Source organism: Enterovibrio litoreus (genome assembly GCF_045679545.1).
GTDB lineage: Bacteria > Pseudomonadota > Gammaproteobacteria > Enterobacterales > Vibrionaceae > Enterovibrio.
The window spans coordinates 609,536-622,599 of the sequence record NZ_CP166195.1 but is presented as its reverse complement, the minus strand read 5'-3'; the positions used below and the strand labels follow the sequence as shown (position 1 = coordinate 622,599).

Sequence of the window (13,064 nt, the reverse complement as noted above, 5' to 3'; positions counted from 1 at the left end):
TCCCCCACTATTCATCGGCTATACATGAGATTGATCATCCTTTTGGCATCCGACGCTAAGCGTCAGATTGCAGGTTGGCGCTGTTGGTGACCGTGGGTTCACGAAACGTTAATGCTTGTTCGTTGCTGTCAAACAGATGAATGTCGTCAGGTGAGCAATGCAAGGCCACAGTTTGGAACGCTTTAACTGCATTGTCGCCTGGAATGTGCACTTTGAAGCTATCTACGCCGCTATATTGACCAAACAAATAGGTGCTATTGCCGAGTCGCTCAACCACTTCACTGTGAAATTCAAAGTTGAACCCTGGGCCTTTGCCAATCTGAATATGCTCGGGGCGGATCCCCACAGTGACGGCTTCACCTTCGTTGACAGGTTTCGCCACTGGCACCGTTAATGATTGGCCGTCAGGCATGGTGATGGTCGCCTCGGAACCATTAGTGACCGAAACCGTACCCGATACAAAGTTCATTCTTGGTGAGCCAATAAACCCAGCGACAAACAGGTTAGCGGGGTTGTGGTAAAGCGCTAGCGGTGAGCCAACTTGTTCGATGTTGCCGTCTCTCAGTACCACGATTTTGTCGGCGAGCGTCATGGCTTCGACTTGATCGTGAGTGACGTACACCATGGTGTTTTTGAGCTCTTGATGGAGCTTGGCAATTTGCAGTCGCATCTCCACGCGCAATTCGGCGTCGAGGTTGGAAAGGGGTTCATCAAACAAAAACACTTTAGGATCACGCACAATGGCACGACCAATAGCCACGCGTTGACGCTGACCGCCGGACAAAGCTTTTGGTTTGCGATCAAGCAAAGGGTCGAGTTGCAAGGTTTTAGCGGCGCGATTCACTTGTTTAGCAATTACGTCTTGAGAGACGCCATTCATTTTCAAGCCAAAGCCCATATTCTCGCGCACTGTCATGTGTGGATACAGAGCATAGGATTGAAACACCATGGCGACGCCGCGATCGGCAGGATCAACATCGTTGACTTCAACGCCGTTAATGGAGATCTTTCCGTCAGATATGGTTTCCAATCCGGCGATCAAACGCAGAAGCGTTGACTTGCCGCAGCCGGATGGCCCAACAAAAACCACAAATTCCCCGCCCGAGATATCTAGATCAATGCCGTGAATTGTTTCTACCTTTCCGAAGCGTTTAGTCACGTTTCTAAGTGTGATGTCTGCCATGCTGCAAGTCCTATGCTACGAGTTGCTTTTGATGAATTTGGATTTCGTTGTTCACGTCACCCTTAAATTAAAATAGTGCTTTTTTTGTGCAATGGAAACGTTTACATGGGATATTTTTTCAACTAGATTAAATTTAAATACAACAACACTGTTACATTCCGGCAACAGATTTTTGGTGTGTTTCAGTGCTTCTCTCCCTTCTTCTCATTAAGGGATCAACAGGACAGGACGTACTATGACAGGGCTTTCCTCTACTGCATCTCGCTCTACAATGCCTAAGCGGAGCCGGCTTATCGCGGCACCTTGGTTGTTTCTCGCTCCTGCCATCCTCATTTTTTCTTTGTATGTGTTGTACCCGATCGTTCAAAGCGTTTGGTTGAGCTTTTTCGAATGGGATGGTTTGGGCGAAAAAACGTGGGTAGGGTGGGGGAATTACGCTGAATTATTCGATTCGGAAGCGTTTTACACCGCGTTGTATAACAATTTTCTTTGGATGATTCTGTTCATGCTTGCCCCGCCAATTGGCTTACTGATCGCGCTTTTTTTGAATCAGAAAGTGACGGGTATTCGGCTCATCAAAGCGCTGTTTTTCTTTCCGTTCGTGATTTCGCAAGTGGTCGTTGGCTTGGTGTTCGCGTGGTTCTATGACCCTTCTTTTGGTTTGCTGACACAGATGATGGTGGCACTGGGCTTTGATCCTGTTTCCATCTTGGCTGATGAAGATCTGGTGACCTACGGCATTATCGCCGCAGGGCTATGGCCGCAAATCGCGTATTGCATGATTTTGTATCTCACGGGCCTCAACAATCTCGATCCCGAACAGTTAGAAGCAGCACGACTAGATGGCGCAAAAGGCTGGCGGATGCTGTGGTACGTGGTGGTGCCACAGCTGAAACCAGCAACCTTTATTGCCGTTGTCGTCACTGTGATTGGCGCACTGCGCTCGTTCGATTTGGTGGCAACCATGACTGCGGGCGGTCCTTGGGGCAGTTCCACGGTTCTTGCATACCTTATGTATGAAGAATCTATTTTTAACTACCGTATGGGCTACGGCGCTGCGGTTGCTGTCGTGCTGTTCCTGATCATGCTTGTTTATATCGCCTGGTTTTTGTGGCGCATGTTGAAAGGAGAGCGCTAATGTTTCCAAGACCGATAGAGAATCGTGGCGCGGTTGCTAACGTTACGTATCGTATCGCTTTGTATGTCGCGGTTTGCTTGTGGTTGATCCCACTTGCCGCCGTGTTGATGACCTCAGTGCGATCGATTGCCGACATTAACGCTGGCAACTATTGGGGTATGCCCGATGAGCTGCAACTGGTTGAAAATTATACTCAAGTCTTTATCGCCACCCCAATGGGGCGCTACCTGCTCAATAGCTTGCTGATCAGCATTCCAGCGGTGGCGGGGGCGGTAGCACTTTCCACCTTGGCCGGTTTTGCGTTAGCCAAGTATAAGTTTCGCGCCAATGTGTGGCTGTTTGCCCTGTTCATTGGCGGTAACTTTGTTCCCTTCCAAATTCTGATGATCCCTGTGCGAGACCTGACTATTGACCTCGGCTTGTATGACACGCATTGGGCGCTGATATTTTTCCATGTCGCCTTTCAAGCAGGGTTTTGCACCCTATTTATGCGCAATTTCATCGTCGGCATTCCTGATGCGCTCATTGAAGCGGCACGTGTTGAAGGGGTGAGTGAATGGCGCATTTTTTGGTATGTGGTTCTCCCTTTGGTGAGACCCGCACTGGCTGCTTTGTCCGTTTTGGTCTTTACCTTTATATGGAACGACTTTTTCTGGGCGTTAGTGCTGGTGCAAAGCGATGAGGTTCGCCCGGTTACTGCAGGGCTAAATGCATTGCAAGGACAGTGGCTCGCATCGTGGCAATACATGTCAGCGGGGGCGGTCATTGCTGCACTTCCTCCTGTGGCTTTGTTCTTCACCATGCAGCGACATTTTATTGCCGGGTTAACGCTGGGTGCGACAAAAGGCTGATCTCGGTTTGACGACAATAAGGAAGACAAAAATGAGAACACTTACGAAAAAAGGGTTGGGCGCACTGTGCTCCCTATTGCTTGTGCTAAGTGGCTCGGTTGCGGCTGGGACGCTGGTCATCAATTCGGATGCCTCTGATCCCGCGCCGAAAAAAGCGTGGGCAGAAGTGATCGCCAAGTTTGAACAAGAAAACCCAGACATAGAGGTGAAATATAACCTGTATGATCACGAGGCGTACAAGACGACAATCCGTAACTGGCTGGTGACCTCTCCGCCGGATGTGGTGTTTTGGTACGCGGGTAACCGGATGAAAACTTTTGTCGATCGCGGTTTGTTTGAAGATGTCAGTGATCTCTGGGCAGCTAACGGCATGAAAAAAGATTTTGCCAGCGCAGTGCCAGCCATGACCATAAAAGGCAAACAATATGGCGTGCCTTATACTTATTACCAATGGGGCATCTACTACCGTAAAGATCTGTTCGACAAATACGGTATCGCTGTACCGAAAACGTGGGAAGATCTGGTGGCTGCATCGAAGACACTGAGTGACAACGGTGTCACGCCATTTACCATCGGGACTAAGTACTTGTGGACGGCGGCGGGCTGGTTTGATTATTTGAACATGCGCATAAATGGTTTGGATTTTCATATCGACCTGATGGACGGCAAAATTCCTTACACTGATCCGCGAGTAAAAGCGGTGTTTACCAAGTGGAATGATTTGGTTGAACCGGGTTACTACCTTAAAAATCACGCCTCTTACTCTTGGCAAGAAGCGCAGCCATTTTTATACAACGGTGAAGCGGCGATGTATTTGATGGGGAATTTCTTAGCGGCAAACTTCACTGATGAAGTGCGTCCTAACATGGGTTTCTTCCAATTCCCGGTGATCGACCCGAAAGTGCCCATGGCAGAAGATGCGCCAATGGATACCTTGCACATTCCGAGCAAAGCCAAAAATAAAGAAGATGCGCGTAAGTTCCTCGCCTTTGTCGCAACGCCTGAGATCCAAACCATGATCAATGAAGCGATGCTGCAAATCCCGACCAACAACAAAGCCACGCCAAAAGACGATGAGTACCTTAACGCGGGGGTGGTGATGTTGGGTGCGGCTGAGGGCACCGCACAGTTCTATGACCGTGATACCGACCCTGCAATGGCAAAAGAAGGCATGAAAGGTTTCCAACAATATATGGTGCACCCTGATCGCATTGATGCCATTTTAGAGAAGTTAGAGAAAACGCGTCAGCGTACCTTTAAATAGAAATATTTCAGATAGATAAAGGGTTTTTAATAGCAATAAGCAAGCATCAGTCTCTCGATGCTTGCTTATTTTTTTGTGATGTTAAGCAGAAAAATGCTTCCACTCGAAAGGGGCTGTACTAGAGTTAAGATTACGTTGGCAAAAATGCTGACAGCCGATATTCATCGACATAGCCAGCAACTTAGAAAGTGGGAAATGCAATGCCAAATCTGATTAATACCAGTTACTCGAACAATAGCTTGATGACATCTCGCCAGAAAGAACGCGATGATGCCAATGCTGCGCGTAATGACGGTGTGACGTCAGCCAAAGAGCAGTCGATGAGCGAACGCGCTGAGACGCTTCGCCAAGAACGTGTTGAGAAAATGAGGGCGGAGAAAGCAGAGCAAGATGCCCCGCAGCGCGGTGACTATCGTGGTCTGATTGATCGTGTTGCTGATCAAGAAGCCAAAATGGCCAAGTTTTCCGCCTACACCCAAGGTCAACAGCAACTACTGAAGCAAGTAGAAAAAACCATCACACCACAAAATGGCGAACGCAGTTACGATTTTAAGGTGTAGTGGTAACACTCTTTGCCAACCAACACGGCGGTTGCCTTAATTCGCCACAATTGCTCACCACAATGCCACTTAACCTCCTCATTAACACCCGCTTGATCGGGTTTAATTGTCCTTGTTGAACAGAACGAGGACAAACGCATGGACAATCAAAACGAACAAAGCACCCACGCGATTAACCGATTTACACTTGGCATACCGACTTGGCTTTGGCCTGTGTTGATCAGTATGGTGTGGGTGATTCAGCTTGCGGCAGAGTAGCTCGCTCCGTGCGAGCGACTCCAGATCGTTTGGGTATGGTTATCGGTGGGCGAGATACCAACGCTTCACAGGCTCAGGTAGGCCGAACACACGCAGGTTTCCGGCAATAACCAACACGACGCCCAGTATCGACATCCACGTCCATTCATACCCTTCAAACACGGTAGACAGAGAAAGGGCCACCAAAGGGAACAGCACGGTACAGTAAGCGGCTTTGTCGGCGCCGATGCGCCCTACTAAAGCAAGGTAAGTATTGAAGCCAACGACAGAGCCAATGATCGCGAGATATATCAGTGCAGAAACGTACAGGGGAGTGGTGGAGATGGCGAGCGAATCTCCCATAATCAGTGCGATAGTAAACAAGTAAATCGCGCCGTAGCCCATTGCCCACGCTGTTGTTGGCAACAGCGGCATGCTTTTTTTCTGGGCGCGGGCGGACACCATATTGCCCATAGAGAAAAAGTAAGTGCCGACCAAAGAAAGACCCAGGCCAACGAAAATAGTGGTATCCATGTCTGCGCTTAGGAATTGCGAACCGAACAAGAGCACAACCCCAATAAAGCCCATTAACGCGCCTTGTACAAAGGTGCCTGTCGGGCGACGTTTTTCAAGCCACCAAAGATTCAATGCGTTCAAGATGGGTGCTAATGAAAACACCACGGCATTCAACCCGCTGGGCAAGTATTGCGTTGCGGCGTAAAAGCACAGGAAATTGTTGGAAAACAGACACAAGGCCAGCAGCGCCGCCATTTTGTGGTTTTCACGGGTGAGTTTAGGAAGTGCGTTACGCGCAATTAATACGAAAAATAGGGCGAGGGAAGCCAACCCAAACCGCCAGCCAACAGAGACCGCGACAGGTGTGTCGCCGATCTGGTATGCGATAGCCAGCCAGGTTGACCCCCAAATAAACACAGTTACTGCATACAATATTGCATTCATTTGCCACTACTCCTTTTCTTACTAGCCAGATGACATTGTTGTTTTTATGCCTTCACACTAACGCCAAGTCAGCGTGGTGACTTTCATATTCCTGCTGCTTTTATAGATTCTTGCGCTTTTCTCATGCACTCAGTACCCATAGAGGAAAACAGCAGATATATTGAACAGATAACGGAGTAGGGGCGGTATGGATAAAGATTCTCCTCAGGGAATGAAAAGGCAACGTGTTTACAACGTGTTACGTAATAATACGGCGAAGTTGCATGGCGATGTCTGGTTGGATAATGGTTTGGGGGCGGCCGTGTGGAGCAATAGCCACGGCAGTGCGAGCTATGACAAGCCGGGTCATCACACCTTGAGTTTCTATGTTTCCGGTGGTCAGAACACTAAGCGCTGCTCTGGCGCGGGCGATCTTTATGGTGGCGAAGACAAACTGTGTTTGATGCCTAAAGATCACCGCTCTGACTGGGCATTCGCTGACCCTTTTCGCTTCTTTCATTTCTATTTCGAACAATCGCATTTGCAGCGCTTCGCTGAACAGGTGTTCGACAAAGAAGGTCGCCACATTGAGCTGAAAGAGTGCACATTCGTTGACGATCCGTTTGTCAGTCAACTGGTTCGCCAAACTATGTTGAAACTGGATTGGTCACAAAGCACCGATAGGCTGATGTTGTCTCATGCGCAGCAAATGTTGCTGCTGCATATGGTCAGGCAATATTGTCATCAACCGTTAAAACTGGCTGTTGCGTCCGGTGGGCTATCGCCTCAAAATCAGCGACGAGTGATTGAATATGTGGAAGAAAACCTGTCAACCGCGTTTTCGTTGAATGATTTGGCTACACTCACTCAGCTAAGTGAATTTCATTTTGCGCGCATGTTCAAAACCAGTTTTGGCTGTACGCCGCACCAATATGTGCTGTTTCGTCGCGTAGAGTTGGCCAAAATCCTGCTTACTCAAAACAGCTTGTCACTGGTTGATGTGGCGTCAGCATGTGGCTTTTCATCCCAACAACACCTCTCTCAACAATTCAAATTAAGAGTGGGCGCTACGCCTGCTGCGTTTCGTCGAGAGCAATCTAGCCGCCACTAACACCAAATCCTCAATCTTGATACACAACCCCCCATTTCTACTGCATAAATTGAAGTGTTAGCTTGCCATTTGTAGGCTCAATACAAGACTTTGCGCATATCAGGAGAAAGGGCATGACAACCATTGAAGCGACGCCCGTAGAGCAGTTCGTTGCCACTTCCCGCTCTCGCGGAGAGGTATGGGGTTTACAGTGTAAAGATGGCTGGGTGATTTGTGACTCGACCATTTATGAAGAGACTGACGTCATGCCGTTTTGGTCTTCAAGAGAGGCGGCGGCCATTCATTGTGTTGATGAGTGGGAAGATTTCTCGCCCGTGTCTATTTCCATCTCTGAATTTATCGACGAATGGCTGGTGGATCTCGCGCAAGATGCGGTGATGCTGGGGCCTGATTGGGGAACCGATCTTTGCGGTGAAGAAGTCGAAGCGGCAGATATGGTCGCACGATATTTACAGGCCAGCTTACCCAATTAACAGTGCGTGACTGCGCACTGTCAATCTCCTTGTACAAAACCTCCTTTACAGCGTGTTGATTTCAGGAGCGCCCGCTTGCGTTGCTGTTTCTGCTTACCGACTGCTATTCCTTTTAGTGAATTTGTTGGCGAGTTTTTGGCATGGTGCCGACTGAAAGGGCAAACGATGTGCCGAATGGCAAGCTTGGCTGGAGGAATGAGCATGACGAATACAACCATTAACCCAATGGGGACGGACGGTTTCGAGTTTGTTGAATACACAGCACCCAATCCTAAGGGTATTGCTGAGCTGAAAACCCTGTTCTCATTGATGGGTTTTGCTGAAATTGCCAAACACAAACATAAAGACGTGTGGCTTTATCGCCAAGGGGACATTAATTTTATTGTTAACGGCGAACATGATTCACAAGCCGAAGGTTTTGCGAAGCAGCATGGCGCTAGTGTGAATGCGATGGCGTTTCGGGTGAAAGATTCTGCCCACGCGATGCACTATGCGGTGAAGCAAGGTGCGCAAGCCTGTGAGCCCCGTGTTGGCTTAATGGAGCTGAACATTCCAGCCATTCATGGCATTGGGGGCTCGTATTTATATCTAGTTGATCGCTATGGTGACAGTGAAATCTACGACATTGATTTCAACTATTATCCAGATTGGCAGGAGACATTGACAGCCGCAGATGCTGGGTTGAAGGTGATTGATCACCTCACGCACAATGTCGAAAAAGGCAACATGGATGTATGGTCAGATTTCTACGAGCGAATTGCCAACTTTAAAGAGATCCGCTTTTTCGATATCGAAGGAAAACTGACGGGGCTGAAGTCTCGTGCTCTGACAGCCCCTTGCGGGAAAATTCGGATCCCTATCAATGAATCAAGTGACGATAAATCTCAGATCGCCGAGTACCTTGACGCCTATAACGGCGAGGGCATTCAACACATCGCGTTAAGCACCGATGATATTTATCAAACCGTTGACACTCTCCGTGCACGTGGGATGCGCTTTATGGATACGCCCAACACTTACTACGAGAAAGTGAATGCGCGCGTAGAAGGCCACAACGAGAGTGTTGAACAACTTCGTGACCTTCGTGTGTTGATTGATGGCAATGTGAGTACAGGCATTCTGCTTCAGATCTTTACTGATACCGTGATCGGCCCTGTCTTCTTTGAAATTATTCAACGTAAAGGCAATCAAGGGTTTGGTGAAGGGAATTTTCAGGCCTTATTTGAATCGATTGAACTGGATCAAATCCGTCGAGGTGTATTGGATGCGGGCTAGCCGCATTTAAGAAGTCGATACGGAAAACAAGAGAAACGAGAACGGCTAGAACGCCGAGAAAAGAGGATTTGGCTGTCAGTTTCGTCGAAACCGGCAGCCTGTTTACGCTAAGTTTGGTGTCTTATCGTTGACGTTACGTTAAACATCCAACGATTTGTCATTCTTGCGGATATCAAACAGCAATTGATAGAAGAACTCTTTTCGAAGCGCTGATCCGCTTTCATCAAATCGAACACCCGCCGTTGGTGGGCTTCTATCGTTATTCACCGCCACCACAGTGCCTTGGATTTTTCCTTTCAGGTCGCTACCGTAATCAATGAAGATCTCTAGCGTTTCATCTTCAAAGAGAAGGTGTTCGTCGGCGGTCACTTCAAGGCAACATCCGGATACGGAATAGTCGGTCATTTTCCCGCTAAAAGTACCTTCACTGCATTGGATGCGAAGCGGCATATTGGTGTCGATGCGTGGTTCTTGTCGGATCTGTCGGTGTGCAATGTTTTCGGGAATGGAAATGATCAGCAATCGAATGGGCTTTTGTATGACTCCCATTACAAAACAACGAAAGGCAATCACGTCTCTGAATTCGCTATCTGTAATGGCGCGAACAATGATTTCGTTGTTGGGAATGTAAAAGCGCTCAATGATGGGGTCATTGCCCGTTGGGCAGTCAATCAGTAGAAACTGGTCTTTTCGATAGCCGACAAGCCGAGAGGCTACCTGCATTTTTCGTGGGTCATCAGAAAGTTCAATGTTCAATCTAGCGCCGACGGCGAGCAGTCGATAGAAATTGTCAGAACCTTCGGTTTTTAACGATTGCATAGCGGTTTCCGTTACAGGTAGCTGTCGATAATGGGCTTTATCTCATTGTTCTGCGCCATTTGCTTTAGGCGCATATCGAGGAAGTTGCTTATTGCGGGGTCAATACCCGGAGCATAAGCTAAGTGAATGTTGTAGTTAGGGATCAGGTTATTCATTGTCTGCAGCGTATAGTCTTTATTGGTAAAACCGAGACGTTTCAAATGGTATTTGATACGAATGTCCATTTCGACAAAAAAACCAGTGTCTTTGAGTCGGTCGACCACACGAAATGCCGCGGCATGGTTTTTCACCCTCACTTCACTTACTTCCCCTTTATCGATTTTTGTATCTAAGCCTGGGTAATTGAACCCAAACAGTAATACTGCGATTTTTCCATCGAGATCGTTTGGGGAGTGATAGGGCAAAACATTCTTGGCATTGCTGACAATGCTGTGCTCAACCTCAAAAAGAGGTTGTGACGACAGGTTTGCTGCTTGCATGTCACCCCACAGGGGGCTGCCATAGCTGACCCAATTTGTATCTTGGTTCTGGGTCATTTCAACAATCATACGGTTGAAGGGATAGGTATGGATACGAAGTTCATGCGTTGTCCCTTCGAGGGCTTTGTAGAGTATATCCGTCACAATGCCGCGGTGCTGTTTTCCATTGTCTTGAATTTGTAGCGGCTCAGCTTGGTCTTGAACAACGTAATAATCTAGCGTCCATGCAGCGGCATTGGTGCTGAGTAGAAGACCCGCCAAGATGCATAAGGGCTTTAAGAACAGAAGAGAAGCAAACACATTTTTTCTGGACATAGTAATCGTCATCCAAGTTTGTGATTTATGACTATTATTAGAGAACAATGAGCCATATATAAGACACCCATAAGCCTAGACTATGTTGAATCAAAAAGAGAATCTTCATCAGCCTTCCAGTATGGCCGCCAGATTGGTTGGCAGAATTCTATTTGTCTGCAGTCTTATGGCATTTTTAGTGGCAGCATTTGCGTTGTATTTGGATTATCAATCTCGTACTGAGCAGCTACGAGAAAATGCATTATTGGTCAAAGAAACGGACCTGCCGAGTATTGTTGGCAGTATGTGGCAAGAAGATTTAGACCAAGTGCGCGTGATTACCAAGGGGATATTTCAACACCCCGACATCACCTATATTCGGGTTTTTGATGCGGATCGGCTCGTGGCTGAAGAAGGAAAAAGTCCGCCAGACCCTAAAATTTCCTATCAATGGCCACTGACTAAGAATCAGTTCGGCAACGAATACGAACTGGGTTTTGTCCAGATTGAAGTCAGTTTGCAAGGTGTTTACAACGCACTTACCGAACGCTTTGTCATGCTGCTACTGTTTTTAGGTGGCTCGACCTTAATTCTGGGGGGGACGGTGTTCTTCATTGTTTACGTCGATGTGGTGAGGCCATTGATTTGGATTTCTCAGGGCGTGACCAAGTTTGACATCGACAACATGCCCAAACTCATCGATGCGCCCAAAAGTAAAGTCGGTGAGGAGTTGGTCACGCTTTACACTCAGTACAACACCACAGTAGAAAAAATGCGCGAATACAGCGCAGATCTCCATGAAGCCAAAGCCCACGCTGAAGACGCTAACCTGAAAAAAAGTGAATTCCTTGCCAATATGAGTCACGAGATACGCACACCGATGAATGGGATCATTGGCATGGCGTCGTTGCTAAAGGGCACCACGCTCGACGAAGAGCAGCAAGAGTTTATCGACATGCTCGAAACCTCATCGCTGTCGTTGCTCGACATCATTAATGACATTCTGGATTTCTCGAAAATTGAAGCGGGAAAATTTGAGCTTGAAATGCTTGAACTCAATCTGTTTGAGCTCAACCGAGACATTGAACACCTGTTCCGCTTGCGAACCAAAGAAAAAGACCTCGAATTTGATTGCCATGTTGATGAAAGTCTTTCCCCCATTCTGATAGGAGATGCAGCGCGTCTGCGTCAGGTCATGATTAACTTGGTGGGGAATGCAGTGAAATTCACCCAACGCGGCAGTATTCATGTGTCTATCAAGCAGCAAGATGATGTGGGTGGACAATGCACGGTATTGTTTGAAGTTCGCGATACGGGGATTGGTATTCCCGCGGATAAACAAGACGCCATTTTCGAAAAGTTTGAACAAGCGGATGGCAGCATGAGCCGTACCTTTGGCGGTACGGGTTTAGGGTTGGCCATTTCAAGTCAGATCGTCGAATTGATGGGAGGGTATTTATTGCTTGAAAGCACGGAAGGCGAAGGAAGCCGTTTCTACTTTACTCTGTCTTTTGAGCGAGCCTCGATTCCTGAAGGTACTCCTGTTGATTCTCTTCTGTTTTCGGATTCCGCCATGTTGCTGGTAGATGATAGCCGTCTGAATATGCGTATTACCAGTGCGCAACTCGGCAATATGGGATGTCAGGTTTCTTGCTGTGTACACCCTGAAGATGCAGAAGAGATGATCGCCGAGCGTATTGAAACGTCAAGGCCATATAAGATCGTCATTCTCGATAAATTAATGCCGAACACCGACGGATTTTCTATCGCATCGAAATTGCGTAACCGGTTTGGTAAGCGTTGCCCAAGCTTAATGATGATTACGGCTGCACCTGAGATGCACGACAGCGTCAAGCTTGAGAGCTTTCACATTGAAGGCTATTTATCACGCCCTTATAAATTTAATGATTTGAAGAATATTTTGGCGCGCATTTTGCGAAATCAGCAAGCGCAGTTTGGTGTGATTTCAATGACGGGGGAGAAAACGGATAAGACGCTACCCGCGCGACAAGTAGAAGTATCGGATTCTTATGACGGTCGTGTGTTGGTTGTGGAAGATACCTTGGTTAATCAGCGTGTTGTTCAGGCGATGTTATCACGCTTAGGCGTTGACGTTGTTGTGGCTGAAAATGGCAAAGTGGCGTTGGATATGTGCCAAGAAGACAGCTTTGATCTGATTTTCATGGACTGCCAAATGCCCATCATGGATGGATATCAAGCTTCTAGGTTGTTGAGAGAGCACGGTTATGCGCCGCAGACGCCCATTGTTGCGCTGACGGCCAATGCAACAGCACAAGACAGGGATGAATGTTTGAAATCCGGTATGGATGACTACATTGCCAAACCAGTGAGAAAAGCCGATTTGGAGAAAATGATCAAATTGTACATGCCTGGCTCTATGCAAGAGAAAGCCCAAACGAGCTAATGGTGGCGAGTGATAG

Annotated in this window: 12 protein-coding genes; 8 read left to right on the top strand and 4 right to left on the bottom strand. The window is 47.7% G+C overall.

Going from position 1 to position 13,064, the window contains the following annotated elements; all coding sequences use genetic code 11:
- Positions 1–55: 55 nt before the first annotated feature.
- A complete protein-coding gene (locus AB8599_RS18255) occupies positions 56–1,183 on the bottom strand; it encodes an ABC transporter ATP-binding protein (RefSeq protein WP_407334323.1) in 1,128 nt (375 codons plus the stop codon).
- A gap of 271 nt (positions 1,184–1,454) precedes the next feature.
- On the opposite strand from AB8599_RS18255, the gene AB8599_RS18250 reads away from it, so the two are divergent.
- The 4 genes from AB8599_RS18250 (at position 1,455) to AB8599_RS18235 (ending at position 4,996) form a co-directional block, all read left to right on the top strand.
- On the top strand, positions 1,455–2,321 hold the full coding sequence (locus AB8599_RS18250) for a carbohydrate ABC transporter permease (RefSeq protein WP_407334428.1): 867 nt from the start codon (positions 1,455–1,457) through the stop codon (positions 2,319–2,321).
- Positions 2,321–3,172 (top strand): carbohydrate ABC transporter permease, encoded by an 852-nt coding sequence (locus tag AB8599_RS18245; RefSeq protein ID WP_016959834.1) that lies wholly within the window; start codon positions 2,321–2,323, stop codon positions 3,170–3,172. Before AB8599_RS18250 ends, AB8599_RS18245 begins: the two co-directional genes overlap by 1 nt.
- A gap of 31 nt (positions 3,173–3,203) precedes the next feature.
- Entirely contained in the window at positions 3,204–4,436 is a 1,233-nt protein-coding gene (locus tag AB8599_RS18240) for an ABC transporter substrate-binding protein (RefSeq protein WP_407334322.1), read from the top strand.
- A gap of 200 nt (positions 4,437–4,636) precedes the next feature.
- Positions 4,637–4,996 (top strand): hypothetical protein, encoded by a 360-nt coding sequence (locus AB8599_RS18235; RefSeq protein ID WP_407334321.1) that lies wholly within the window; start codon positions 4,637–4,639, stop codon positions 4,994–4,996.
- 297 nt (positions 4,997–5,293) lie between these two features.
- On the opposite strand, the gene AB8599_RS18230 is transcribed toward AB8599_RS18235, so the two are convergent.
- Complete coding sequence (locus tag AB8599_RS18230; RefSeq protein WP_407334320.1) at positions 5,294–6,193, bottom strand: DMT family transporter; 900 nt, start codon at positions 6,191–6,193, stop codon at positions 5,294–5,296.
- Between the two features lie 187 nt (positions 6,194–6,380).
- Here AB8599_RS18230 and AB8599_RS18225 point away from each other — a divergent pair, with 187 nt between their 5' ends.
- From AB8599_RS18225 to hppD, 3 genes are all read left to right on the top strand, one after another.
- Entirely contained in the window at positions 6,381–7,283 is a 903-nt protein-coding gene (locus AB8599_RS18225) for a helix-turn-helix domain-containing protein (protein ID WP_407334319.1), read from the top strand.
- Between the two features lie 113 nt (positions 7,284–7,396).
- Complete coding sequence (locus AB8599_RS18220; RefSeq protein WP_407334318.1) at positions 7,397–7,756, top strand: DUF2750 domain-containing protein; 360 nt, start codon at positions 7,397–7,399, stop codon at positions 7,754–7,756.
- 201 nt (positions 7,757–7,957) lie between these two features.
- Complete coding sequence (gene hppD, locus AB8599_RS18215) at positions 7,958–9,031, top strand: 4-hydroxyphenylpyruvate dioxygenase (RefSeq protein WP_407334317.1); 1,074 nt, start codon at positions 7,958–7,960, stop codon at positions 9,029–9,031.
- Between the two features lie 138 nt (positions 9,032–9,169).
- Here the strand turns inward: hppD and AB8599_RS18210 are convergent, their stop codons facing one another.
- Both AB8599_RS18210 and AB8599_RS18205 read right to left on the bottom strand, forming a co-directional pair.
- Positions 9,170–9,850, bottom strand: coding sequence for a flagellar brake protein (locus AB8599_RS18210; protein WP_407334316.1), 681 nt, complete (start codon positions 9,848–9,850; stop codon positions 9,170–9,172).
- Between the two features lie 11 nt (positions 9,851–9,861).
- Positions 9,862–10,644 carry an amino acid ABC transporter gene (locus AB8599_RS18205; RefSeq protein ID WP_407334315.1) on the bottom strand — a complete coding sequence of 261 codons (783 nt, stop codon included), beginning with the start codon at positions 10,642–10,644 and terminating at the stop codon, positions 9,862–9,864.
- 82 nt (positions 10,645–10,726) lie between these two features.
- Between AB8599_RS18205 and AB8599_RS18200 the strand changes: the two genes are divergently transcribed.
- Positions 10,727–13,048: a response regulator gene (locus tag AB8599_RS18200; RefSeq protein WP_407334314.1), complete on the top strand. Its 2,322-nt coding sequence runs from the start codon at positions 10,727–10,729 to the stop codon at positions 13,046–13,048.
- Positions 13,049–13,064 lie beyond the last annotated feature (16 nt).